Annotated in this window: 36 protein-coding genes; all 36 read right to left on the bottom strand. The window is 45.5% G+C overall.

All coding sequences use genetic code 11. The features are described 5' to 3' along the window. Nucleotides 1-1,635, bottom strand: a complete 1,635-nt coding sequence (dsbD, locus tag AOC33_RS02520) for a protein-disulfide reductase DsbD (RefSeq protein WP_089515013.1) — start codon at nt 1,633-1,635, stop codon at nt 1-3. Then, complete coding sequence (gene cutA, locus AOC33_RS02515) at nt 1,628-1,957, bottom strand: divalent-cation tolerance protein CutA (protein WP_089515012.1); 330 nt, start codon at nt 1,955-1,957, stop codon at nt 1,628-1,630. Before cutA ends, dsbD begins: the two co-directional genes overlap by 8 nt. A gap of 63 nt (nt 1,958-2,020) precedes the next feature. Beyond that, complete coding sequence (gene rplQ / locus AOC33_RS02510; RefSeq protein ID WP_089515011.1) at nt 2,021-2,407, bottom strand: 50S ribosomal protein L17; 387 nt, start codon at nt 2,405-2,407, stop codon at nt 2,021-2,023. Between the two features lie 18 nt (nt 2,408-2,425). Next, nucleotides 2,426-3,406, bottom strand: coding sequence for a DNA-directed RNA polymerase subunit alpha (locus tag AOC33_RS02505; protein WP_089515010.1), 981 nt, complete (start codon nt 3,404-3,406; stop codon nt 2,426-2,428). A 27-nt stretch (nt 3,407-3,433) separates the two neighbouring features. Then, on the bottom strand, nt 3,434-4,057 hold the full coding sequence (gene rpsD / locus AOC33_RS02500) for a 30S ribosomal protein S4 (protein ID WP_089515009.1): 624 nt from the start codon (nt 4,055-4,057) through the stop codon (nt 3,434-3,436). 84 nt (nt 4,058-4,141) lie between these two features. Beyond that, a complete protein-coding gene (rpsK, locus tag AOC33_RS02495) occupies nt 4,142-4,543 on the bottom strand; it encodes a 30S ribosomal protein S11 (RefSeq protein ID WP_088812711.1) in 402 nt (133 codons plus the stop codon). A 16-nt stretch (nt 4,544-4,559) separates the two neighbouring features. After that, on the bottom strand, nt 4,560-4,925 hold the full coding sequence (gene rpsM / locus AOC33_RS02490) for a 30S ribosomal protein S13 (protein ID WP_089515008.1): 366 nt from the start codon (nt 4,923-4,925) through the stop codon (nt 4,560-4,562). Nucleotides 4,926-4,957: 32 nt separating this feature from the next. Further along, a complete protein-coding gene (gene rpmJ, locus AOC33_RS02485; RefSeq protein WP_012357167.1) occupies nt 4,958-5,074 on the bottom strand; it encodes a 50S ribosomal protein L36 in 117 nt (38 codons plus the stop codon). Between the two features lie 27 nt (nt 5,075-5,101). Then, on the bottom strand, nt 5,102-5,320 hold the full coding sequence (gene infA, locus AOC33_RS02480) for a translation initiation factor IF-1 (RefSeq protein ID WP_088812713.1): 219 nt from the start codon (nt 5,318-5,320) through the stop codon (nt 5,102-5,104). Nucleotides 5,321-5,325: 5 nt separating this feature from the next. Then, a complete protein-coding gene (gene secY, locus AOC33_RS02475) occupies nt 5,326-6,663 on the bottom strand; it encodes a preprotein translocase subunit SecY (RefSeq protein WP_089515007.1) in 1,338 nt (445 codons plus the stop codon). Between the two features lie 13 nt (nt 6,664-6,676). Next, a complete protein-coding gene (rplO, locus tag AOC33_RS02470) occupies nt 6,677-7,117 on the bottom strand; it encodes a 50S ribosomal protein L15 (RefSeq protein WP_089515006.1) in 441 nt (146 codons plus the stop codon). Between the two features lie 15 nt (nt 7,118-7,132). Beyond that, on the bottom strand, nt 7,133-7,309 hold the full coding sequence (rpmD, locus tag AOC33_RS02465) for a 50S ribosomal protein L30 (protein WP_088812716.1): 177 nt from the start codon (nt 7,307-7,309) through the stop codon (nt 7,133-7,135). 16 nt (nt 7,310-7,325) lie between these two features. Further along, nucleotides 7,326-7,844 carry a 30S ribosomal protein S5 gene (gene rpsE / locus AOC33_RS02460; RefSeq protein ID WP_089515005.1) on the bottom strand — a complete coding sequence of 173 codons (519 nt, stop codon included), beginning with the start codon at nt 7,842-7,844 and terminating at the stop codon, nt 7,326-7,328. A 23-nt stretch (nt 7,845-7,867) separates the two neighbouring features. Next, nucleotides 7,868-8,224: a 50S ribosomal protein L18 gene (gene rplR / locus AOC33_RS02455; RefSeq protein WP_089515004.1), complete on the bottom strand. Its 357-nt coding sequence runs from the start codon at nt 8,222-8,224 to the stop codon at nt 7,868-7,870. A 12-nt stretch (nt 8,225-8,236) separates the two neighbouring features. Next, nucleotides 8,237-8,770, bottom strand: coding sequence for a 50S ribosomal protein L6 (rplF, locus tag AOC33_RS02450; protein WP_089515003.1), 534 nt, complete (start codon nt 8,768-8,770; stop codon nt 8,237-8,239). Between the two features lie 14 nt (nt 8,771-8,784). Further along, on the bottom strand, nt 8,785-9,180 hold the full coding sequence (rpsH, locus tag AOC33_RS02445) for a 30S ribosomal protein S8 (protein ID WP_089515002.1): 396 nt from the start codon (nt 9,178-9,180) through the stop codon (nt 8,785-8,787). Nucleotides 9,181-9,203: 23 nt separating this feature from the next. Beyond that, nucleotides 9,204-9,509 (bottom strand): 30S ribosomal protein S14, encoded by a 306-nt coding sequence (rpsN, locus tag AOC33_RS02440; RefSeq protein WP_089515001.1) that lies wholly within the window; start codon nt 9,507-9,509, stop codon nt 9,204-9,206. A 9-nt stretch (nt 9,510-9,518) separates the two neighbouring features. After that, on the bottom strand, nt 9,519-10,061 hold the full coding sequence (gene rplE, locus AOC33_RS02435) for a 50S ribosomal protein L5 (RefSeq protein WP_089515000.1): 543 nt from the start codon (nt 10,059-10,061) through the stop codon (nt 9,519-9,521). Nucleotides 10,062-10,078: 17 nt separating this feature from the next. After that, a complete protein-coding gene (gene rplX / locus AOC33_RS02430; RefSeq protein WP_089514999.1) occupies nt 10,079-10,387 on the bottom strand; it encodes a 50S ribosomal protein L24 in 309 nt (102 codons plus the stop codon). A gap of 9 nt (nt 10,388-10,396) precedes the next feature. Beyond that, nucleotides 10,397-10,765 carry a 50S ribosomal protein L14 gene (gene rplN / locus AOC33_RS02425; protein WP_088812724.1) on the bottom strand — a complete coding sequence of 123 codons (369 nt, stop codon included), beginning with the start codon at nt 10,763-10,765 and terminating at the stop codon, nt 10,397-10,399. A 179-nt stretch (nt 10,766-10,944) separates the two neighbouring features. Then, complete coding sequence (gene rpsQ, locus AOC33_RS02420) at nt 10,945-11,217, bottom strand: 30S ribosomal protein S17 (RefSeq protein ID WP_089514998.1); 273 nt, start codon at nt 11,215-11,217, stop codon at nt 10,945-10,947. Further along, entirely contained in the window at nt 11,217-11,408 is a 192-nt protein-coding gene (rpmC, locus tag AOC33_RS02415; RefSeq protein ID WP_089514997.1) for a 50S ribosomal protein L29, read from the bottom strand. Before rpmC ends, rpsQ begins: the two co-directional genes overlap by 1 nt. Nucleotides 11,409-11,423: 15 nt before the next feature. Beyond that, the gene (gene rplP / locus AOC33_RS02410) at nt 11,424-11,840 is read right to left on the bottom strand and encodes a 50S ribosomal protein L16 (protein ID WP_089514996.1); all 417 of its coding nucleotides are present in this window, start codon (nt 11,838-11,840) and stop codon (nt 11,424-11,426) included. Nucleotides 11,841-11,842: 2 nt separating this feature from the next. Continuing rightward, nucleotides 11,843-12,655 (bottom strand): 30S ribosomal protein S3, encoded by an 813-nt coding sequence (gene rpsC / locus AOC33_RS02405; RefSeq protein ID WP_089514995.1) that lies wholly within the window; start codon nt 12,653-12,655, stop codon nt 11,843-11,845. Nucleotides 12,656-12,664: 9 nt separating this feature from the next. Next, the gene (gene rplV / locus AOC33_RS02400; RefSeq protein WP_089514994.1) at nt 12,665-12,994 is read right to left on the bottom strand and encodes a 50S ribosomal protein L22; all 330 of its coding nucleotides are present in this window, start codon (nt 12,992-12,994) and stop codon (nt 12,665-12,667) included. A gap of 10 nt (nt 12,995-13,004) precedes the next feature. Beyond that, a complete protein-coding gene (rpsS, locus tag AOC33_RS02395; protein ID WP_088812730.1) occupies nt 13,005-13,280 on the bottom strand; it encodes a 30S ribosomal protein S19 in 276 nt (91 codons plus the stop codon). Between the two features lie 18 nt (nt 13,281-13,298). Then, entirely contained in the window at nt 13,299-14,129 is an 831-nt protein-coding gene (gene rplB / locus AOC33_RS02390; RefSeq protein ID WP_089514993.1) for a 50S ribosomal protein L2, read from the bottom strand. Nucleotides 14,130-14,131: 2 nt separating this feature from the next. Beyond that, nucleotides 14,132-14,446 (bottom strand): 50S ribosomal protein L23, encoded by a 315-nt coding sequence (gene rplW, locus AOC33_RS02385; RefSeq protein ID WP_089514992.1) that lies wholly within the window; start codon nt 14,444-14,446, stop codon nt 14,132-14,134. Further along, complete coding sequence (rplD, locus tag AOC33_RS02380; RefSeq protein WP_089514991.1) at nt 14,443-15,063, bottom strand: 50S ribosomal protein L4; 621 nt, start codon at nt 15,061-15,063, stop codon at nt 14,443-14,445. The genes rplW and rplD overlap by 4 nt, the downstream gene beginning before the upstream one ends. Nucleotides 15,064-15,074: 11 nt before the next feature. Continuing rightward, nucleotides 15,075-15,725 (bottom strand): 50S ribosomal protein L3, encoded by a 651-nt coding sequence (gene rplC, locus AOC33_RS02375; protein ID WP_089514990.1) that lies wholly within the window; start codon nt 15,723-15,725, stop codon nt 15,075-15,077. A 135-nt stretch (nt 15,726-15,860) separates the two neighbouring features. Continuing rightward, the gene (gene rpsJ / locus AOC33_RS02370) at nt 15,861-16,172 is read right to left on the bottom strand and encodes a 30S ribosomal protein S10 (protein ID WP_011901899.1); all 312 of its coding nucleotides are present in this window, start codon (nt 16,170-16,172) and stop codon (nt 15,861-15,863) included. A gap of 96 nt (nt 16,173-16,268) precedes the next feature. Beyond that, a complete protein-coding gene (tuf, locus tag AOC33_RS02365) occupies nt 16,269-17,459 on the bottom strand; it encodes an elongation factor Tu (protein WP_089514978.1) in 1,191 nt (396 codons plus the stop codon). A 39-nt stretch (nt 17,460-17,498) separates the two neighbouring features. Beyond that, the gene (fusA, locus tag AOC33_RS02360) at nt 17,499-19,601 is read right to left on the bottom strand and encodes an elongation factor G (RefSeq protein WP_089514989.1); all 2,103 of its coding nucleotides are present in this window, start codon (nt 19,599-19,601) and stop codon (nt 17,499-17,501) included. A 24-nt stretch (nt 19,602-19,625) separates the two neighbouring features. After that, complete coding sequence (gene rpsG, locus AOC33_RS02355; RefSeq protein ID WP_089514988.1) at nt 19,626-20,096, bottom strand: 30S ribosomal protein S7; 471 nt, start codon at nt 20,094-20,096, stop codon at nt 19,626-19,628. Nucleotides 20,097-20,223: 127 nt separating this feature from the next. Further along, nucleotides 20,224-20,601 (bottom strand): 30S ribosomal protein S12, encoded by a 378-nt coding sequence (gene rpsL / locus AOC33_RS02350; RefSeq protein ID WP_089514987.1) that lies wholly within the window; start codon nt 20,599-20,601, stop codon nt 20,224-20,226. Between the two features lie 121 nt (nt 20,602-20,722). Then, nucleotides 20,723-24,961 (bottom strand): DNA-directed RNA polymerase subunit beta', encoded by a 4,239-nt coding sequence (rpoC, locus tag AOC33_RS02345; protein ID WP_089514986.1) that lies wholly within the window; start codon nt 24,959-24,961, stop codon nt 20,723-20,725.

The raw sequence follows: 24,961 nt of genomic DNA, 5'->3' as shown, positions 1-24,961 counted from the left end.
TTATTGCAGGCGCTCTAAAAAGCGCTCTGCTTTCATAAATCCAATCACTCTTCTAGCTATTTTTTCATCGCCATTTGCGTCAAAAAACAAAATGGCGGGTGGCCCAAACAATGCATATTGCTTCAATATGCGCTGATGCTCCACCGTATTTTTTGTGACATCTATCTGAATCAACTGATAAGTGCTCAGCGCTGCTTTGACCTTCTCATTGCTAAAAGTCAGCAATTCCATTTCTTTACACGTCACACACCAGTCCGCATAGAAATCCAATAAAACTGGCTGGCCCTTTTGCTTTGCTTGATTCAATAGGGCATCTAATTGTGCAGAATTCGTAACCCGCTGGACCACCAATCCCGATTCAAGTTGATGTATCGCTTCATTACTTGATGTTTTAGAGCTTGTGAATATTGGCATTGCAACCCAAACAGCCAGAGCCACCAACATGACACCAAATAATTTTTGGACAACTGTCATCCAAGCACCTGCTTTAGGAATGATGCCCTTTGCACCAATCGCCAAAAGCATCAATGGTAAGCCCATACCCAAGGCCATCACAAACAATAAGATGCCCCCCATTGGGATTGAACCTGTTTGCGCAATGAATGCCAACACTCCAGCTAAAGGTGCTGTGACACATGGACTTGCGATGAGCGTTGAAATAGCACCCAACATGAATGCCCCAATCACACTTCCACCCTCTTGCTTACCGGCTATGCGATCAATTTTGTTGTGTATCGATTGCGGTAAGCGTAATTCATAAAAACCAAAGAGACTTGCTGCCAATGCCAATAACATCAATGCAAATACGCTCAATACCCATGGGTTTTGTAACCAAGCCTGAATATTTGCGCCAAGCGCTGCTGTGATCATGCCAGCCACGCTGTACATGATGGCCATGCCGAACACATACGACAAAGCCAGCACGGATGACCTGAACTTAGATATATCGCGATGTCGATTTGTCTTTGAGCCAAATATCACACTCGACATGATTGGCAACATTGGTAGTACGCAAGGCGTTAAAGCCATCGCGAGGCCCAAAATAAAAAATGAACCCAGCAAAATAATTGGAGAAATATTTTGCAACATGCCAGTTAATAATCCAGCATCATCTCTGGCAGACCAAAGATCTGCTAAGCCTAATTTTTTGGGTAAACCTGATTCAGCTTCTGCAGTTTCCTCATACAAAACACCATTAACAACTGATTGCAGACCTGACAGAGTGAACCTTAACTCCATGGGAGGGTAACAAATTCCCTTATCAGCACAACCTTGTAACTCCATGCTCAAGATCATTCCTGAAGCATCTTTATTATTCACTAAAGGAAGCAATATGCTGAAATCTTTTGGGTATGTTTCTAATTCTTTGCCAAAGTTCTCATCGAATTTAATTTTTCCCTGCGGTAGTTGTGGGGCACCCAGCGAAAAATCGCCATTGTTTTTTACAAGCTTGAACTTGATTGACTCACGATAGATGTAATAGCCCTTTGCAGGCTTTACATTCAAAATAATTTTTTGCTTAGACTGATATTCAGCGCTGACCTGAAACGCTTGTTCAGGTGCTAGAAAATTTTGCGCCTGAGCCGCTGTCGCTCCAAAGAGTAAAGCAATGGTAATCAGTAATTTTTTAATCATTCTTGCTATTTATCTGTGCATTCAGCCACTCAGCATAATCTGAGTCGACATCATCTATCTTGATGCAAATAATTTCAGGGACATCATAAGGGTGGTTTTGTTTCAGCAAGCTCATCAGGGCTTGTTTATTAGCTTCATTTGTTTTGAAATGAACCGGGAATTCAGTTGCCGTTTCAATTTGACCTTGCCAACGATAAATAGAAATGCACTGAGACTGTATTTGCGCGCAGCCAGCTATATTTTTTTCTATGGCCAGATCTGCCAACTTCTTGGCATCCTCTTGTTTCGCGACGGTTGTAATGATCAGATAAATTGAATCCATCACCCATTATCTTCCAAACAAAAAAGCCTGGCAAAACCAGGCTTTTTTATTGAACAGCGAGCTTTATTCTGCTGCTGGTGCTTCTGTGACTTCTGGGCGATCCAAAAGCTCAACCAAAGCCATAGGTGCATTGTCACCCACGCGGAAGCCGAACTTCAAAATACGCAAATAGCCGCCTGGACGTGTAGCAAAACGTGGGCCTAACTCTGTGAAGAGTTTGGTAACCATTTCACGATCGCGCAAACGATCAAATGCTAAACGGCGGTTAGCCAAGTTATCTTTTTTACCTAAAGTAATGAGCGGCTCAACTACACGACGCAACTCTTTAGCTTTTGGCAAAGTTGTTTTAATGACCTCGTGCTGCAACAATGAATTAGACATGTTGCGCAACATCGCTAAACGATGTGAGGATGTACGATTTAATTTACGAAGTCCGTTTCCGTGACGCATGGTGGCTCTTCCTTTCTATTATTTCTCAAGACCTGCAGGAGGCCAGTTATCTAGCTTCATGCCCAAGGTCAGACCGCGAGCGGCCAAGACATCTTTAATTTCATTCAATGATTTGCGGCCAAGATTTGGAGTCTTTAACAACTCGTTCTCAGTGCGTTGAATGAGGTCACCGATGTAGTAAATGTTTTCAGCTTTTAAGCAATTTGCAGAGCGAACTGTTAACTCAAGATCATCAACAGGTCTCATCAACATTGGGTCAACAGCTGGTGAACGACTTGGAGCCAAATCGCCTGCAGCTTGCGTACCTTCTAGTTGTGCAAATACCACTAACTGATCAACCAAGATGCTAGCTGACTGACGAATTGCTTCTTCTGGTGTTAATACACCATTCGTTTCAATTGTCATGACCAAGCGATCTAAGTCTGTGCGTTGCTCAACACGAGCTGATTCAACGGCATAGCTAACACGACGAACTGGACTGAATGAAGCATCTAGAACAATGCTACCAATCGTCTTTGAAGATTCATCTTGATATTTACGAACGTTGCCAGGAACATAGCCACGTCCTTTTTCAATCTTGATCTGCATATCTAACTTACCGTTTGCAGATAAGTGAGCGATCACGTGATCAGGATTGATGATTTCAACATCGTGAGGCAATTCAATGTCTTTTGCCAAAACAACGCCTGCGCCTTCTTTGCGCAAGTTGATGGTTACTTCATCACGCTGTTCTAATTTAAAAACGATGCCTTTGAGGTTCAATAATAGGTTAACAACGTCTTCTTGCACGCCATCAATTGTTGAGTACTCGTGAACAACGCCAGCAATGCTGACTTCTGTTGGAGCACAACCTACCATAGACGACAAAAGCACACGACGCAAGGCATTACCCAAGGTATGGCCATAACCGCGTTCAAACGGCTCCATAACTACTTTCGCTTGGTTTTCTGCAAGCGCTTCTACGGAAATAATTTTCGGCTTCAGCAGTGTGTTTTGCATATATTTATTCCTTAAGAGGGCGACACATTAACGTGAGTAAAGTTCGACGATCAAGCTTTCATTGATATCGCCACCGATGTCTTCACGATCAGGGGCTTGCTTGAATGTGCCTTCTAATTTAGTAGCGTCTACGTTCACCCAGCTAACATCAGCTGACTGAGCAACAAGACCTAAAGACTCTTGAATACGAGTTTGTTTTTTAGCTTTTTCACGAATTGCAATAACGTCACCTGGACGAACTTGCATTGAAGGAATGTTTGCAACATTACCATTCAACAAAATTGCTTTGTGAGAAACCAATTGACGTGCTTCGGCGCGTGTTGAGCCAAAACCCATACGGTATACAACGTTGTCTAAACGTGACTCCAACAACATCAACAAGTTTTCACCTGTGTTGCCTTTGCGACGCTCAGCTTCAGCGAAATAACGGCGGAACTGACGCTCCAATACACCGTAAATACGCTTAACTTTTTGCTTTTCACGTAACTGATTACCGTAGTCAGATGTACGCGCACCAGATGTGCGGCCATGTTGACCTGGCTTAGTGTCAAGCTTGCATTTGTCTGATAAAGAGCGACGTGTGCTCTTTAGAAATAAGTCGGTACCTTCCCGACGTGATAGTTTGGCTTTAGGGCCTATGTAACGTGCCACGATTCATCCTTTCTTTGCCTTCAGTTAAAAACTGAGGGTGAGTCCATTCTCTGGTAGCAATGGACGGTGGGCTTGATTAAAAAATTAGATACGACGACGCTTTGGAGGACGGCAGCCATTGTGCGGAACTGGCGTAACGTCCTGGATTTCCGTGATTTTGATGCCAAGAGCATTCAAAGCACGAACAGCAGATTCGCGACCTGGGCCTGGACCCTTGATCTCAACTGCCAAGTTCTTGATGCCACACTCAATCGCTGCGCGGCCAGCAACTTCAGCTGCTACCTGTGCGGCAAACGGTGTAGATTTACGAGAACCTTTAAAACCTTGACCACCTGATGTTGCCCATGACAAAGCATTGCCTTGGCGATCAGTGATAGTCACGATAGTGTTATTGAATGATGCGTGAACGTGCGCAATGCCGTCAGCAATATTCTTTTTAACTTTTTTACGGGCGCGAGCCGCGTTGTTTTGTTGTGGTTTTGCCATTGTCAGCTCTTCCTAATTATTTCTTAAGTGCAATACCGGCCTTACGAGGGCCTTTGCGTGTACGAGCATTAGTGCGTGTGCGTTGACCGCGCATTGGCAAGCCTTTGCGATGACGCAGACCACGGTAGCAACCTAAGTCCATTAGGCGCTTGATGTTCATTGTCACTTCACGACGCAAGTCACCTTCAACAGTGAACCTGCCTACCTCTTCACGAAGTTTTTCTAAATCAGCATCGTTTAGATCTTTAACTTTTTTGTTAATTGCAACACCAGAAGCTTCGCAAATTTTGCGAGCCAATGAATTGCCAATGCCAAAAATAGCCGTTAGACCAATAACGGTGTGTTGATGATTTGGGATGTTTACCCCTGCGATACGTGCCATGTAACGTTCCTCTTTTTTGAGACGGCTTCTTATTAACCCTGACGCTGCTTGTGACGAGCATCTGATGAACAGATCACTCGGACCACGCGCTTGCGTTTAATAATCTTGCAGTTGCGGCAGATACACTTTACAGATGCCAAAACTTTCATAATTAACCTCTTCTATACAATTAGTTACTACTTCGCGCGGAACACAATTCGCGCTTTTGACAAGTCGTATGGAGTAAGCTCCACAGTCACTTTGTCGCCAGGAAGAATGCGGATATAGTGCATACGCATTTTTCCTGAGATATGTCCCAACACCACATGTCCGTTTTCTAATTTCACACGAAACATGGCATTAGGCAAGTTTTCAACAATCTCGCCAGCCATTTGTATGACATCATCTTTTGCCATATAGCTTACGAGTTACCCATTTTGAAGTTAGCCTTCTTCAACAGTGAATCATATTGCTGCTGCATCATGTATGACTGAACTTGGGCCATGAAGTCCATTGTCACAACCACGATGATCAGAAGTGATGTTCCACCGAAGTAGAACGGCACGTTCCAACGCAACACCAAAAACTCTGGCAACAAACAAACTAAAACCATGTAAGCAGCACCGATCAATGTCAAGCGCGTCAAAATCTTATCAACGTAACGGGCGGTCTGATCGCCAGGACGAATACCTGGAACAAAAGCGCCGCTCTTCTTGAGGTTGTCTGCTGTATCTCTGCTGTTAAATACCATTGCTGTGTAGAAGAAACAGAAGAAAATAATCGCTAATGCATACATCAAAATATAAACTGGCTGACCTGGTGACAAAGTTGCCGCCAAATCTTTAATAAATAAAGTCACAGAACTTGTTGTCTCACCTGCTGTGAACCAACCTGCAATAGTTGCCGGGAACAAAATAATCGATGAAGCAAAAATTGGAGGAATTACGCCTGCCATGTTTAACTTCAATGGCAAATGAGAAGCTTGGCCACCATATACCTTGTTACCAACTTGACGTTTGGCGTAGTTAACCAACACACGACGCTGACCACGCTCTACAAACACCACAAAATAAGTTACGGCGATAACGATTGCAACAATCAAAATAGCTGATAGCGCGCTCATTGAACCAGTTCTTACCAACTCAAATAAACCACCAAGTGCACCAGGTAATCCAGCAGCAATACCGCCGAAAATGATGATTGAAATACCATTGCCCAAACCACGCTCAGTGATTTGCTCACCCAACCACATCAAGAACATTGTTCCTGTAACAAGTGTGATCACCGTGTTCATGCGGAATGTAAAGCCTGGATCAATCACCAAACCTGCTTGTGCTTCTAATGCAATCGCAATACCAAGCGCTTGGAATGTTGCTAATACCAAAGTTGCATAACGTGTGTATTGCGTGATTTTTCTTTGTCCTGCCTGACCTTCTTTTTTCATTGCTTCCAATGTTGGAAGAACGATGGTCAATAACTGCATGATGATCGATGCAGAAATGTAAGGCATGATTCCAAGTGCAAAAACCGTGAATCTTGAAAGTGCTCCACCTGAGAACAAGTTGAACATGCCAAGAATTCCACCGCTTTGGCTATCAAATAATTGAGCCAATTGGTCTGGGTCAATACCCGGAACCGGAATATGCGCGCCAATGCGGAAAACCAACAAAGCCAAAACCAAGAAAATCAAGCGACGACGTAAGTCGGCGAACTTGCTTCCTGATTTCATGCTTGAGAGGGTTGGAGATGCAATGGCCATTAAGTATTAATTCTTAAACTGCTTCAACAAATTTGCCACCAGCAGCTTCAACAGCAGCTTTAGCACCTGCAGTAGCTAAAATGCCACGCACTGTGATTGCCATTGATAACTCACCAGTTTTAATGATTTTTACGCTCTTGGTTAAGCCAGATACCAAGCCACTCTTCTTAAGAGTTACTAGATCAATCTCAGCCAAACCAAGCTTTTGCAAATCAGTCAATGTCACTTGACCATCAAACTGTTTGCTCAAAGATACGAAACCACGTTTTGGCAAGCGACGATACAAAGGCATCTGACCGCCTTCGAAGCCAACTTTGTGGAAACCACCTGAACGAGATTTTTGACCTTTGTGTCCACGGCCAGCAGTTTTACCTAAGCCTGAGCCAATGCCACGACCCACACGACGCTTAGAGTGCTTAGCACCTTCTGCAGGTTTAATTTTATTGAGTTCCATATCTATCCCTAAGTATTACTTGATGACTTTAACCAAGTAAGACACTTTGTTAATCATGCCGCGAACTGCTGGCGTATCTTGCAACTCAGAAACAGAATTCACGCGACGCAAGCCAAGGCCACGTACTGTTGCGCGATGATCTTCACGAGTAGCAATAAGACTACGTACTAATTGAATTTTTACTGTGCTCATATATTTTTCCCGGCGATTAACCTAGGATCTCCTCTACAGATTTACCGCGCTTTGCAGCGATTTCTGAAGGAGTGCTCATTTTGCGTAAGCCGTCCAATGTTGCACGCACCATGTTGTATGGGTTTGTTGAACCAAGTGATTTCGCAACCACGTTCGTGATACCCATCACATCAAATACCGCACGCATAGGACCACCAGCAATAACGCCAGTACCGTCTTTAGCTGGAGAGATCAAAACGCGTGACGCGCCATGTTGTCCAACCACTGTGTGCTGCAATGTACCGCTGCGTAATGAAACTTTGAACATCTTGCGACGTGCTTCGTCCATTGCTTTTTGTACAGCCACTGGCACTTCTTTTGACTTGCCCTTGCCCATACCAATGCCGCCATCGCCATCACCAACCACTGTTAGTGCAGCAAAACCGAGAATACGACCACCTTTAACAACTTTGGTCACTCGGTTGATAGCGATCATCTTTTCGCGTAGACCATCATCACGCTCTTCAGATTGAACTTTATTTTGCATCTTTGCCATATTATTTCCTTGAGCCTTCGCGATCAGAACTTAAGGCCGGCTTCACGCGCAGCCTCTGCCAACGCTTTCACGCGGCCATGGTAACGGAAACCAGCACGGTCAAACGCTACCTCTGTAACGCCTGCCTTGATGGCACGTTCAGCAATAGTTTTGCCAACATGCTGAGCTGCAGCACTGTTACCACCATTACCGTTCAATGCTTTTTTGATATCTGCTTCCATAGTTGAAGCAGCTGCAAGAACTTTGGTGCCATCTGCGCTGTAAAGCTGAGCAACGATATGCTGGTTAGAACGATAAATCGTCAAACGATGAGCCAATTGTTCCGCAATTCTGATGCGGGTTTGGCGTGCGCGGCGAACTCGTGTTTCATTTTTGTTCATATCTAACCCCGATTACTTCTTCTTGGTTTCTTTGAGGCGAACCACTTCATCAACATAACGTACACCCTTGCCCTTGTATGGCTCTGGTGGACGGTATGCGCGAACTTCTGCGGCTACCTGGCCAACTTGCTGCTTGTTGGCGCCTTTAATAATGATCTCAGTTTGTGATGGAGTTTCTGCCTTAACACCTGCTGGCAAATCATGAATCACATCATGTGAGAAACCTAATTGCAATTTCAATGCGTTACCCTGAACAGAAGCACGGTAACCAACGCCCACCAAGCTAAGCTTGCGCTCAAAACCTGTTGTTACGCCTTTAACCATATTGCTCACCAAAGCACGTGTTGTGCCTGACAAAGCATTTGATTCTGCAGACTCATCGTTACAAACGACTTGAAGAACGCCATCTTTCTGTTGCAAACCAACGAGTGGGTGCAATGTGTGTGACAACGTACCCAATGGGCCTTTAACTGTTACTTGATTTGCAGCAATCTGCACATCCGCGCCTTTTGGCAACTCAATAGGGCTTTTACCGACTCTTGACATCTTCGTTCTCCCTATTAAGCTACGTAGCAGATGACTTCGCCACCCACGCCAATAGCGCGAGCTTTACGATCTGTCATCACGCCTTGTGGCGTAGAAATGATTGCAACACCTAGACCGTCCAAAACCTTTGGAATGTCATGGCGACCTTTGTAGATACGCAAACCAGGTGTTGATACGCGTTGAATGCGCTCAATAACTGGACGGCCTGCGTAGTACTTTAGGCTGATATTTAATACAGGTTTAGCCGCTTCTCCAGCAATTTCAAAGCTGTCGATATAACCTTCGTCTTTTAGAACGTTGGCAATCGCTACCTTGAGCTTGGAAGAAGGCATGGCGACGTTTGTCTTCTGTACCGCTTGCGCGTTACGGATTCTCGTCAGCATGTCGGCGATTGGATCGCTGATACTCATGTGTTCTCCTAATCTTTCGCCGCTTACCAGCTGGCCTTGGTTACACCAGGGATCTCGCCACGGAAGGCGATTTCACGGATTTTGCTACGGGCCAAGCCGAACTTGCGGAACGTGCCGCGTGGACGGCCAGTTAATGCACAGCGATTACGCTGGCGAGTTGGACTTGCGTTACGTGGAAGCTGTTGCAACTTCAAACGAGCTTCATAACGTTCTTCTTCGCTCTTGGAGACGTCATCAATAATCGCCTTTAACTCTGCACGCTTAGCGGCATACTTTGCGACAGTCTTGGTGCGCTTCTTTTCGCGTTCAATCAATGCTAATTTAGCCACGATGACCTCTTAATTGCGGAATGGGAATTTAAACGCTGCTAACAAAGCTTTTGCTTCGTCATCAGTTTTAGCAGTAGTGGTAATGCTGATATTTAATCCACGTAGTGAGTCGATTTTGTCGTACTCAATTTCCGGGAAAATGATCTGCTCTTTAACACCAATGTTGTAGTTACCGCGACCGTCAAATGCTTTACCAGAGATACCGCGGAAATCGCGCACACGTGGCAATGCAACTGTAATAAAACGATCTAGGAATTCGTACATTGTTTGACCACGCAAAGTCACCATTGCACCAATTGGGTAGCCTTGACGGATTTTGAAACCCGCAATAGCTTTACGCGCTTTGGTTACAACAGGCTTTTGTCCAGCGATCTTTGTTAGATCACCAACGGCGTGTTCAATAATTTTCTTATCATTCACCGCTTCGCCCAAGCCCATGTTCAATGTGATCTTGGTGATGCGCGGCACTTCCATAATAGATTTGTAGCCGAATTTTTTCATCAAATCGGCTGAAACTTTTTCTTTATAGAAGCTGTGTAAACGTGTTGACATATTTAGTTATCCTCGTCTTAGGCAGCGATTACTGCGCCAGTTGTCTTGAGGTAGCGAACCTTCTTGCCGTCAGCCACTTTGATGCCAACGCGTGAAGGTTTGCCGTTTGCGTCAACCAATGCAACGTTAGATACCTGGATTGGCATAGTCTTATCAACTACACCACCAGTTGCACCTGTCGATGGATTTGGTTTAACGTTTTTCTTGTACACATTAACGCCATCAACGAGTAATTTACACTCGAGGATTTCAGTCACTGTGCCTTTTTTTCCTTTGTCACGACCAGTAATAACTACTACTTGATCGCCTTTACGAATCTTGTTCATATCGACCCCTTAAATAACTTCTGGCGCGAGAGAAACGATTTTCATGAAGCGTTCAGTACGCAATTCGCGTGTTACTGGCCCGAAAATACGTGTACCAATTGGCTCTAATTTTGCGTTAAGCAAAACAGCCGCATTGGAATCAAATTTGATCAGTGAACCGTCTGGACGACGTACGCCTTTGGCAGTGCGAACCACCACGGCGTTATAAATATCACCTTTTTTAACACGACCACGCGGAGCGGCGTCTTTAACCGTCACTTTAATAATGTCACCAATGCTGGCGTAACGGCGTTTTGAACCACCGAGCACCTTGATGCACAATACTTCGCGGGCACCGGTGTTATCGGCAACCTCTAGTCTGCTTTCAGTTTGAATCATCTTTTTATCCCCAACTTGAGCGCCATAGGCAATCAGTCTTGGTTCCGTTGAGGGACTCTAATCTTTCGACAAAAATCCCGGATTAATACTTCTGAATCAATTACTTTCCAGCATACGTCGCTGGAAAGCCCTCTACTATAACAGGCTAAATTACTTCTTGCAAGCCTGTTTTTGTTTGTTTAAGCAGCTTTCGCAGCTTCAACTAAACGTGTCACAACCCATGACTTGCTGCGTGAAATTGGCTTTGACTCTGAAATCTCAACCGTATCACCGTCTTTGTACTGGTTTGTTTCATCGTGAGCATGGTATTTCTTTGATTTAGCAACATATTTGCCATACAAAGGATGCTTAACACGACGCTCAACCAATACAGTCACAGTTTTTTGCATTTTGTCGCTCACTACGCGTCCAATCAAGGTGCGGCGCAATGATTTTTTTGTAGTTTCAGTCATTATTTGCTCGCTTTCTGGGCAATAACAGTTTTTACACGAGCGATGTCGCGCTTTACTTTGCCGAGTTGGCTCGTATCTGAAAGTTGCTGGGTGCCCTTTTGCATGCGCAATTTAAATTGGGCCTTGAGCAATTCAGATAGCTCTTGGTTTAAAGATTTAACGTCTTTGGCGTTCAAATCGGAAGCTTTCATTTTGTCCCGTCCAAATTAGGCGCCAAGCTGGCGCACAACAAATGTAGTTTGAATTGGCAACTTAGCGGCAGCAAGTCTAAAAGCCTCGCGCGCCAATACTTCGTCAACACCATCCATCTCGTATAAAACTTTACCTGGTTGGATTTCAGCTACGTAGTACTCTGGGTTACCTTTACCGTTACCCATACGAACTTCTGCAGGCTTCTGAGAAATTGGCTTGTCTGGGAAAATGCGGATCCAAATACGACCGCCACGCTTGATGTGACGAGTCATCGCACGACGTGCAGCCTCAATTTGACGAGCCGTTAATCGACCACGACCAACTGCTTTCAAACCAAAGTCACCGAATGACACGCTGCTACCACGAGTGGCAACACCAGTATTACGGCCTTTTTGTTCCTTGCGGTACTTACGACGTTTTGGTTGCAACATAATTATTCTCCAGCCTTCTCAGCAGGCTTAGTTACTTTGCGCACGCGTTTTACCGCTGGCTTAGCATCAGCTGCTGGCTTGTCACCGTCTTCCTTGGCTTTACGTGGTGCACGTGTGCTAGGACGACGAGTTTTTTTCTCTTGATCTGCTTCAGGTGCTGCAGGAGCTACTGCGTTCACATCTACGCGACCCAATGTGTCACCTTTGTAAACCCAAACCTTCACACCAATGATGCCGTATGTTGTTTCTGCTTCTGATGTTGCGTAATCAATATCAGCCTTCAATGTATGAAGAGGTACACGACCTTCACGGTACCATTCTGTACGCGCAATTTCAGCACCGTTCAAACGGCCAGCACTCATGATCTTGATACCTTGAGCGCCTAAGCGCATCGCGCTTTGCATTGCACGCTTCATAGCGCGGCGGAACATGATACGTTTTTCAAGCTGTTGTGTGATTGAATCAGCGATTAACTGAGCATCAACTTCAGGCTTGCGAATTTCTTCGATATTGACGTGAACTGGAACACCCATGCGCTTTTGCAACTCTTTGCGTAGCACTTCAATGTCTTCGCCTTTTTTGCCAATAACAACACCTGGACGTGAGCTATAGATAGTGATTTTTGCGTTCTTTGCAGGACGCTCGATGATCACTTTGCTCACTGATGCATTTTTCAACTTCTTCTTAAGGTAGCTACGAACTTCAACGTCTTCTTGCAACATTTTTGCAAAGTCGGTGCTGTTAGCGTACCAGCGTGAAGTCCAGTTACGGCTTACCGAGAGACGAAATCCGGTTGGATGTATTTTCTGACCCATGTCTCTTCCTTAGTTGCTCAAAGTCACAGTGATGTGACAAGTTTGTTTTTCAATCTTGTTGCCGCGACCCTTAGCACGAGCAGTAAAACGCTTGAGCGATGTGGCCTTGTCAACAGTGACTGTCTTCACTTTCAACTCATCAATGTCAGCGCCTGAATTGTGCTCCGCGTTAGCGATAGCAGATTCAACTACTTTCTTCATGATGAATGCAGCTTTTTTAGGGCTGAATGTGAGAATGTTTAGAGCGCGAGCAATTGGCAATCCACGAATTTGGTCAGCGACCAAACGTGTTTTTTGCGCTGAAATGCGGGCGCTGCGGTGAATAGCTTTAGATTCCATCATCGTCCTCTTACTTCTTCGCTTTCTTATCTGCCGCGTGACCTTTGAAGGTGCGCGTTAGGGCAAACTCACCTAATTTATGTCCAACCATGTTTTCAGTGATGTACACAGGTACATGCTGACGACCATTGTGGACGGCAATTGTGAGACCAATGAAGTCTGGAAGAATGGTCGAACGGCGTGACCATGTCTTGATGGGCTTCTTATCTTTGTTGGCTACTGCAGTTTCAACCTTTTTAACAAGGGTTACTTCGCAGAATGGGCCTTTTTTAGCTGAGCGCGTCATGTCTATTTCCTTATTCTATTAGCGCTTTTGACGACGTTGAGCAATCATGCTTGTCGTACGCTTATTGCGACGTGTTCTGTAACCCTTCGTTGGTGTGCCCCATGGAGATACTGGAACACGACCTTCGCCTGTACGACCTTCACCACCACCATGTGGGTGATCGACTGGGTTCATTGCAACACCGCGAACTGTTGGACGAATACCGCGCCAGCGATTTGCACCAGCTTTACCGATTTGACGTAGGCTGTGTTCTTCATTGCCTACTTCACCAATCGTTGCACGACATTCAATGTGTACACGACGTACTTCGCCAGAGCGCAAACGCACTTGACCGTACACGCCTTCACGAGCCAAAAGCACTGCTGAACCACCAGCAGTACGAACCATTTGAGCACCTTTACCTGGCAACATTTCCACGCAGTGGATCGTGCTACCAACAGGAATATTTCTCAATGGCAAGTTGTTACCAACTTTGATTGGGGCCTCTGAACCGCTCATGATTGCCTGACCAACCACTGCACCTTTAGGAGCAATGATGTAGCGGCGCTCACCATCTGCAAATAGCAATAAAGCTAAGTTTGCAGTGCGGTTTGGATCGTATTCTAAGCGTTCAATTTTTGCTGGAATACCATCTTTGTCATTACGCTTAAAGTCAACAACACGATAGTGATGCTTATGACCACCACCTTTATGGCGTGTCGTGATGTGACCGTTATTGTTACGACCTGATTTTTGATGTTGTGGCTCTAACAAACCTGCAAAAGGTTTACCCTTGTGCAAATCTGGATTCACCACTTTCACCATGGAACGACGTCCAGGTGAAGTCGGTTTAGTCTTCATTAAAGGCATGATTAATTTGCCTCCGCTTCAAAATTAATTTCTTGACCAGGCTTCAAACAAACGTAAGCCTTCTTGGTGTGATTGCGGCGACCCTCAAAACGGCCAAAGCGCTTTGCTTTACCTTTTTGATTAACCACCTGAACAGACTCCACCTCTACTTTGAACAACAATTCAACAGCAGCTTTGATTTCTAATTTGTTTGCATCGCGCATCACTTGGAAAACCACTTGCTCATTCTTATCCGCAACCATTGTTGCTTTTTCAGAAATCACTGGGCCAACCAATACTTGCATCAAGCGATGATCATTTTTACGTGTAGTGATCATTTGAGCATCTCCTCAATTTGAGCAACTGCAGATTTCAAGATCAACACTTTTTGGAAGTGAATCAATGAAAGTGGATCTGCATGCTGCGCTTCAACTACGCCAACTTTATGCAAGTTACGTGAAGCCAAGTACAAGTTTTCATCTACCTTGTCGGCGATGATCAATACTGACTCCAAGCCCATTGCTTTAACTTTTTCAGCCAACAACTTAGTCTTAGGCGCATCAACTGAGAAACTCTCAACGATGTTGATACGACCTTCGCGTGCCAACTGAGACAAGATTGAACGCATACCTGCGCGATACATCTTCTTGTTAACTTTGTGTGAAAAGTTTTCTTCAGGTGAGTTAGGGAATATACGACCACCCCCGCGCCACAATGGTGAAGATGACATACCAGCACGAGCGCGGCCTGTGCCTTTTTGGCGCCATGGCTTCTTCGTTGTATGTTTAACTTGTTCACGGTCTTTTTGAGCACGATTACCACTGCGAGCGTTGGCTTGATAAGCAACAACGATCTGGTGAATCAATGCTTCGTTATATTCACGCTCGAAAACTTCTGGTGAAGCAGAAACGCCTGCGCCCAGTTTTCCGTCAGCTTGTAGGAGCTTTAATTCCATGTGCGGGCTCCTTATTTAGCAGCAGCAGTTTTAACTGCTGGTGTGATGATGACTTTGCCGCCGCGAGAACCTGGAACTGCGCCTTTGATCAAGAGCAATTTGCGTTCTGCATCGATACGAGCAACTTCAAGATTTTGAACTGTGCGTGTCACGTCACCCAAGTGACCTGTCATGCGCTTACCTGGGAAAACACGACCTGGATCCTGAGCCATACCAATAGAACCAGGAACGTTGTGTGAACGTGAGTTACCGTGTGAAGCACGACCTGAAGCGAAGTGATAACGCTTGATGGTACCGGCGTAACCCTTACCAATCGTGGTACCTTGCACGTCAACTTTTTGACCAACGGCAAATGTATCAAGACCGATAATGTCGCCAACCTTAAGCTCACCAGCTTTAGCTGCGTCAATACGGAATTCATTTAGTGCGCCACCCGCTAATACGCCTGCTTTTGCATAGTGACCAGCTTGAGGTTTTACAACGCGTGAAGCACGGCGAGTTCCAAATGCCAACTGTACAGCTGTGTAGCCGTCAGTTTCCTCGGTTTTAACTTGCGCAATGCGGTTATCGCTTACGTCGATAACTGTGACCGGCACAGCATCACCCTCTTCTGTGAAGAGGCGGGTCATGCCGACCTTACGGCCGATTAAGCCTAGGCTCATATCATTACTCCAATGCCGACTACGATTGGTCAGCGGAAATTTATAAATAATACTTTTTTACTGCTTTTTCCAGATATTTCTGGAAAGCCGACTATTGTAGCGCCTTTTTTTGGGCCCCGCAATAGCCTTTTTTGCTTACTGAAGCTTAATTTCTACGTCTACACCAGCTGGAAGATCCAACTTCATCAACGCATCAACAGTTTTTTCAGTAGGATCAACGATATCCATCAAGCGCAAATGCGTGCGAATCTCTAATTGATCACGTGAAGTCTTGTTAACGTGTGGTGAACGAAGAATGTCAAAACGCTCAATACGTGTTGGCAAAGGTACTGGACCCTTAACAACCGCACCAGTGCGCTTGGCTGTGTCTACGATTTCAGCAGCTGACTGATCGATCAAACGATAGTCAAAAGCTTTTAATCTGATACGAATTTTCTGATTTTGCATTTTTTATCCTAAAGAGCAGTACGATGTTGTCGCGATATAACTAAAGAGCGCGGTGACGTGCAACATTCACGTCACCGTTTTCTGCAAAACTNNNAATTATTCTAAAACTTTAGCAACAACACCGGCGCCTACAGTACGGCCACCTTCACGGATCGCAAAACGGAGACCTTCTTCCATCGCGATCGGAGCGATCAACTTCACTGTAATTGTCACGTTATCACCAGGCATCACCATCTCTTTGTCTTTCGGCAATTCGATAGAACCTGTTACGTCCGTTGTACGGAAGTAAAACTGTGGACGATAGTTGTTGAAGAATGGTGTGTGACGACCACCTTCGTCTTTGCTCAATACATACACTTCAGCTGTGAAGTGTGTGTGTGGCGTAATAGAACCTGGCTTAGCCAATACTTGACCACGCTCAACTTCTTCACGCTTTGTACCGCGCAACAAGATACCCACGTTGTCACCAGCTTGACCTTGGTCTAACAACTTACGGAACATCTCAACGCCTGTACATGTTGTCTTCAATGTTGGCTTGATACCGATGATCTCGATCTCTTCACCAACCTTAACAATACCGCGCTCAATACGACCAGTCACAACTGTACCGCGACCAGAAATAGAGAACACGTCTTCAACTGGCATCAAGAACGCGCCATCAATCGCACGCTCTGGTGTTGGAATGTATGTGTCCAATGCTTCAGCCAACTTCATGATGGCCTCTTCACCCAACTCACCCTTGTCGCCCTCAAGCGCCAACTTTGCTGAACCTTTAACGATTGGTGTGTCATCGCCTGGGAAGTCGTACTTAGACAACAGTTCACGAACTTCCATTTCTACTAGCTCTAACAATTCTGCATCATCAACCATGTCGCACTTGTTCATGAACACGATGATGTATGGAACACCAACCTGGCGTGCCAACAAAATGTGCTCACGTGTTTGTGGCATAGGACCGTCTGCAGCAGACACCACCAAAATAGCGCCGTCCATCTGAGCAGCACCAGTGATCATGTTCTTAACGTAGTCAGCGTGACCTGGACAGTCAACGTGTGCGTAGTGACGGTTTGCTGTCTCGTACTCAACGTGTGCTGTGTTAATCGTAATACCGCGTGCCTTCTCTTCTGGTGCAGCATCAATCTGGTCATAAGCTTTTGCTTCGCCACCAAACTTTGATGACAACACTGTAGCGATCGCTGCAGTCAATGTTGTTTTACCGTGGTCAACGTGACCAATCGTGCCTACGTTTACGTGCGGTTTTGTCCGCTCAAATTTCTCTTTTGCCATTTTTCAGCCTCNNNTAATTCAAATAATTGTTAATTAAAATTACTTAGACTTTGCAGCAATCACTGCATCAGCCACGTTCTTTGGAGCCTCAGAATAATGTTTGAATTCCATGGTGTATGTTGCACGACCTTGAGTCAATGAACGTAAACCTGTTGAATAACCAAACATCTCAGCCAAAGGCACTTCAGCGCGAACAATCTTGCCGCCGCCAGGAATGTCATCCATACCTTGCAAAATACCGCGACGTGAAGATAGGTCACCCATTACGTTACCCATGAAGTCTTCTGGAGTTTCCACTTCAACAGACATCATTGGCTCTAACAATACTGGGCTAGCTCTGCGCATACCTTCTTTGAACGCCATTGAACCGGCCATTCTGAAAGCATTCTCATTTGAGTCAACGTCATGGTATGAACCGAAGAACAATGTTGCTTTGATGTCGACCACTGGATAACCAGCTAGCACACCATTGTTCAATGTTTCTTGAATACCTTTATCAACCGCTGGAATGTATTCACGAGGAACTACACCACCCTTGATAGCGTCAACGAACTCAAAACCTTTACCTGGTTCTTGTGGCTCTAACTTCAACACAACGTGACCGTATTGACCACGACCACCAGACTGCTTAACAAACTTACCTTCAACTTCTTCGCAAACTTTGCGGATTGTTTCGCGGTATGCAACCTGTGGCTTACCAACAGTTGCCTCAACACCAAACTCACGCTTCATACGGTCAACCAAAATTTCCAAGTGCAACTCACCCATACCGGAAATAATTGTTTGGCCAGATTCTTCGTCAGTCTTAACGCGGAATGAAGGATCTTCTTGTGCTAAACGATTCAATGCCAAGCCCATCTTCTCTTGGTCAGCCTTTGTCTTTGGCTCAACGGCTTGAGAAATCACTGGCTCAGGGAACACCATGCGCTCCAAAACAATCACGCTGTCTGGATCACATAGAGTTTCACCTGTGGTTGCTTCTTTCAAACCAACCGCAGCAGCGATATCGCCAGCATGAACTTCTTTAATTTCTTCACGTTGGTTAGCGTGCATCTGAAGAATACGACCTAGACGCTCTTTCTTACCTTTGATCGGGTTGTAAACAGTGTCGCCTGATTTGATAACACCAGAATAAACGCGGAAGAAAATTAACTGACCAACGAATGGGTCTGTCATGATCTTGAATGCCAACGCTGAGAACTTCTCATCATCAGCAGCTCTGCGCTCGCCCTGTGTACCGTCTTCTAATTCGCCTGTCACTGGTGGAATGTCGATTGGTGAAGGCATGTAATCGATCACAGCGTCCAACATTGCTTGAACGCCTTTGTTCTTAAATGCAGTACCGCACATCATTGGAACAATTTCGCTGGCAATCGTACGAACACGCAATGCTGCTTTGATTTCTTCTTCAGTTAAAGCTTCGCCGCCCAAATATTTGTTCATCAAATCTTCTGATGACTCAGCAGCAGCCTCAACCATTTTCTCGCGCCACTCTTCAGCACTGGCTTGCAATTCTGCAGGAATATCTTCGTACGTGAACTTAGTACCTTGTGATGCCTCATCCCAGAAGATAGCTTTCATCTTCACTAGGTCAACAACACCTTTGAAGTTTTCTTCTGCACCGATAGGAATCTGAACTGGAATTGGGTTTGCTTTCAAACGCAGACGCATTTGATCGTAAACCTTGAAGAAGTTGGCACCTGTACGGTCCATCTTGTTCACAAACGCTAAACGAGGAACTTTATATTTGTTTGCTTGGCGCCATACTGTTTCTGATTGTGGCTGAACACCACCCACAGCACAGTAAACCATGCAAGCACCGTCCAACACGCGCATTGAGCGCTCAACTTCAATGGTGAAGTCTACGTGACCCGGTGTGTCAATGATGTTAACGCGGTGCTCTGGATAGTTACCAGCCATACCTTTCCAGAAGGCAGTTGTAGCCGCTGAAGTAATGGTGATACCACGCTCTTGCTCTTGCTCCATCCAGTCCATGGTAGCTGCGCCATCATGCACTTCGCCAATCTTGTGATTAACGCCGGTGTAAAACAAAATACGTTCTGTTGTTGTCGTTTTTCCTGCGTCAATGTGCGCAGAAATACCAATATTACGATAACGCTCAATAGGGGTTTTACGTGCCACTTTATCCTCGTCTTTTCTGAGCTGTTAGAAACGGAAATGAGAGAAAGCTTTGTTAGCTTCTGCCATACGGTGAACTTCATCACGCTTCTTCATCGCACCGCCACGTCCTTCAGACGCTTCGATCAATTCATTAGCAAGACGTTGAGCCATTGATTTTTCGCCACGCTTCTTAGCTGCTTCACGCAACCAACGCATAGCTAAAGCCAAACGACGTGATGGACGAACCTCAACAGGCACCTGGTAGTTTGCACCACCAACACGACGGCTCTTCACCTCAACCACAGGCTTAACGTTGCCCATGGCGATTGAAAATACTTCTAGGGGTTCTTTGTTGGCTTTCTTTTCGATGTGCTCGAAAGCGCCATAAACGATACGTTCTGCAACGGATTTTTTACCATCCAACATCAAAACGTTCATGAATTTAGCAACTTCAACGTTTCCAAATTTTGGATCCGGAAGAATTTCACGCTTGGGTACTTCGCGACGACGCGGCATTACAACTCCTAATTTTATTCAGTTAGAGGACCATTCCTCAAAGTTACTCAACTAGATCACAATTGATCCGAAGTAACCACTTACTTAGCAAGCTCTTATTGAGCTCGCTACTTGCGTAAAAAAGCTATTAAGCTTTCTTAGCGCGCTTCGCACCATATTTGGAGCGAGATTGCTTACGGTCTTTAACGCCTTGCAAGTCAAGTGAACCACGCACGATGTGATAACGCACACCTGGCAAGTCTTTCACACGACCACCGCGGATAAGAACCACTGAGTGTTCCTGCAAATTGTGGCCTTCACCACCAATGTAGGAAATCACTTCAAATCCATTAGTCAAGCGTACTTTGGCTACTTTACGCAAAGCCGAGTTAGGCTTTTTTGGAGTAGTTGTATATACGCGAGTACATACGCCACGGCGCTGAGGACAGTTCTCAAGCGCAGGGCTCTTACTTTTTACGACCTCAGAAGTACGGGGACTTCTAAGTAATTGATTAATTGTTGGCATAACTTACTTTCAAAGCAGAAAATTCTGCGGTTTGCGAAGAACTCGACATTCTAGACCGGTCAGCTCCTGCCGTCAAGACGGCAAAAGCTGACTTTTTAGGTCTATTTTGTCCTTTTTGGCCTTATTCAGCCTCTCCTGTAGGCTCTAAATCCACGATTTCTTCGGATTTAGCTTCCTCAGCAGCGATCATTTCTGCACGTTCACGGTCCAACTGTTCGCGAACTTTACGTGCGCGACGGTAGGCCAAACCGGTACCGGCAGGGATGAGACGACCAATGATGACGTTTTCTTTGAGACCACGAAGCGTGTCGACTTTGCCCATGATGGCGGCTTCAGTAAGAACTCTGGTTGTTTCCTGGAAGGAAGCAGCAGAGATGAAGCTGTCTGTAGACAATGATGCTTTTGTAATACCCAATAGAACGTTGTCATACATTGCTGGACGCTTACCATCCGCAATCATGCGGTCGTTTTCATCCAACATGTCTGATCTTTCAACTTGTTCACCAGTGATGAATTTCGTATCGGCTGCGTCGGTGATTTGAACGCGACGTAACATTTGACGAACAATCACTTCAATGTGCTTGTCGTTAATCTTCACGCCTTGCAAACGATAAACGTCTTGAACTTCATCAACGATGTAGGTTGCCAACTCTTCAATACCCTTCAAGCGAAGAATATCGTGTGGATCAGCAGGACCCTCAACAATCATTTCACCTTTGTTCACAACTTGACCATCGTGAACCAAGATTTGTTTCTCTTTAGGGATCAAGAACTCATGAGATTCGCCGTCCATATCAGTGATGACCAGACGTTGCTTACCTTTTGTTTCTTTACCGAAGGAAACAGTTCCTGTAACTTTCGCCAAGATCGCTGCATCTTTTGGTGAACGAGCTTCGAATAGTTCTGCCACACGTGGCAAACCACCTGTGATGTCTCGTGTTTTTTGCGCTTCGATTGGAATACGCGCCAATACTTCACCAACGTGCACTGTTTGACCATCTTTAACGGTGATCAAGGCGCCCACTTGCAAGCCAATGGTTACTGGGTGATCTGTACCAGAGATAAGAACCTCTGCACCGGCAGCATCATACAAACGAATCATTGGGCGAACACCCTTTGATGCCGCACTACGACGCTTACCATCAATAACAACCAATGTAGACAAGCCAGTCACTTCGTCAACCTGCTTAGCAACTGTTACACCTTCTTCAACGTTTTCAAAACGAACCACGCCTGAGTACTCAGTAATGATTGGACGAGTCAACGGATCCCATGTTGCCAAAGTTGCGCCAGCCTTGATGGTGGCACCTTCTTTAAGCGTCAATGTTGCACCGTATGGAACCTTGTGACGCTCGCGCTCACGACTGTTGTCATCAGTGATCAACGCTTCGCCTGAACGTGAAATAACAATTTGCTCACCTTTGGCATTTGTTACAAAACGCATTGTTGGCGTGAAGCGCAAAATACCGTTTGATTTTGCTTCAACGTTATTCGCAACAGCAGCACGTGATGCAGCACCACCGATGTGGAATGTACGCATTGTTAACTGCGTACCTGGCTCACCAATTGATTGAGCAGCAATCACACCAACTGCCTCACCAGAGTTCACCATCGTGCCACGACCTAAGTCACGGCCATAGCACTTCGCGCACAAACCAAAACGTGTTGCACATGACAATGGCGTACGAACCTTCACTTCATCGATGCCCAATGAGTCAATTAACTCAACGTCATCTTCAGTCAACATGGTGCCGTCAACGATGATGGTTTCTTGTGTGTCTGGATTAACAACATCACCGATACACACTCGACCCAAGATACGATCGCTCAATGGCTCAATAACCTCGCCACCCTCAACCAAGGCCTTCATTGAAACGCCATTGGTTGTGCCGCAATCATCATCAAGAACTACCAAGTCTTGAGTTACGTCCACCAAACGACGAGTCAAGTAACCAGAGTTAGCTGTCTTCAAAGCCGTGTCAGCCAAACCTTTACGAGCACCGTGTGTTGAGATGAAGTACTGAAGAACGTTCAAACCTTCACGGAAGTTAGCAGTAATTGGTGTTTCAATGATTGAGCCGTCAGGCTTAGCCATCAAACCACGCATACCAGCCAACTGACGAATCTGAGCAGCAGAACCACGCGCACCAGAGTCAGCCATCATGTAAATAGCGTTGAAAGATTCTTGCTTAACTGTTTTACCGTGACGATCCACAACGTTTTCTTGAGACAACTGCTCCATCATGGCCTTACCGACCTGATCACCAGCAGCACCCCAAATATCAACCACGTTGTTGTAACGCTCTTGGTTAGTTACCAAGCCTGACATAAACTGCTTGTCATACTCCTTAACTTTGCCAGCAGCTTCAGCAATAATTGTTTCCTTCTGAGCAGGAATCAACATGTCGTCAATCGCAATTGAGATACCAGCGCGTGTTGCCAAACGGAAACCAGACTGCAATAGTTTGTCAGCAAAAATAACCGTTTCTCTCAAGCCGCAACGACGGAATGACAAGTTAATCAAGCGAGAAATTTCTTTCTTCTTCAGCGCTTTATTGATGCTGTCAAATGACATGCCCTTAGGCAAGATCTCTGACAACATGGCACGACCCACTGTTGTGTGACGCAATGTCACTTTCTTAGCAAAGCGTGCATCGCCTTCTGCCTCTTTATCAACTAAATCATATTCAGTGATACGAACTGCAATGCGTGTGGCCAACTCAACTTGCTTATTTTCATAAGCACGAATCACTTCGCTGATATCGGCAAATGTCATACCTTCACCCTTGGCATTAATTGCCTCGCGTGTTGTGTAGTACAAGCCCAAAACGATATCTTGAGATGGAACAATTGAAGGTTCACCGTTGGCTGGGAACAAGATATTGTTTGAAGCCAACATCAATGTGCGAGCCTCCATCTGCGCTTCCAAAGACAATGGAACGTGAACAGCCATTTGGTCACCGTCGAAGTCGGCGTTGAATGCCGCGCAAACGAGTGGGTGTAACTGAATAGCTTTGCCTTCGATCAACATTGGCTCAAACGCCTGAATACCTAAGCGGTGCAATGTTGGCGCACGGTTCAACATCACCGGATGCTCGCGAATCACTTCTTCTAAGATGTCCCAAACGATTGGCGTTTGGTTTTCTACTTCTTTCTTAGCAGCTTTGATTGTTGTAGCAATGCCCAATGTTTCTAGTTTGTTAAAAATGAATGGCTTGAATAATTCAAGGGCCATCAATTTTGGCAAACCGCACTGATGTAACTTAAGTGTTGGACCAACCACGATCACTGAACGACCAGAGTAGTCAACACGCTTACCTAACAAGTTTTGACGGAAACGACCGCCCTTACCTTTGATCATCTCTGCCAAAGATTTCAATGGGCGCTTATTGGCACCGGTCATTGCTTTACCGCGACGACCGTTATCCAGTAGTGAATCCACTGCTTCTTGTAGCATGCGCTTTTCGTTACGCACGATGATTTCTGGCGCGCGCAACTCCAACAAACGCTTCAAGCGGTTGTTACGGTTGATCACGCGACGATACAAATCGTTCAAGTCAGATGTTGCAAAGCGACCGCCATCCAATGGCACCAATGGGCGCAATTCAGGCGGCAATACTGGCAACACTTCCAAGATCATCCAGTCAGGCTTGATACCAGAGCGCTGGAATGCCTCAAGTACTTTTAGACGCTTAGCAAACTTCTTAATTTTTGCTTCGCTGCCAGTTGCTTTCAAATCGGCACGCAACACTTCAACTTCACGATCGATGTCGATAGAGCGTAGTAACTCACGAACACCCTCAGCACCCATGATGGCTGTGAAAGCACCGTCACCAAACTCTTCTAACTTGGCGTAATACTCGTCTTCAGACATGATTTGACCACGGCGCATGGCGCCTTCAGGTGTTAAACCTGCGTCAACAATCACATATGCTTCGAAGTACAAAACGCGCTCGATATCACGCAATGTCATATCCAAAACCATGCCCAAACGAGAAGGCAATGATTTCAAGAACCAAATGTGCGCGACAGGAGCCGCTAATTCAATATGACCCATGCGCTCACGACGCACTTTGGCCAATGTCACTTCAACGCCGCACTTCTCGCAAATCACACCGCGATACTTGAGGCGCTTGTACTTACCGCATAAGCATTCGTAATCTTTGATTGGGCCAAAAATCTTGGCACAGAAAAGACCATCGCGCTCAGGCTTGAAAGTACGGTAGTTAATTGTTTCTGGTTTACGAACTTCACCAAAAGACCAAGAACGGATCTTTTCTGGTGAAGCTAAACCAATCTTAATGGCGTCAAACTGCTCTTCGCCATGCGTCTGCTTAAATAGATCTAGCAATGCTTTCAT

Source organism: Polynucleobacter cosmopolitanus (genome assembly GCF_002224225.1).
GTDB classification, from domain to species: Bacteria; Pseudomonadota; Gammaproteobacteria; order Burkholderiales; family Burkholderiaceae; genus Polynucleobacter; species Polynucleobacter cosmopolitanus.
The sequence above is the reverse complement of the archived record's forward strand: the minus strand, read 5'-3'. Positions and strand labels throughout refer to the sequence as shown.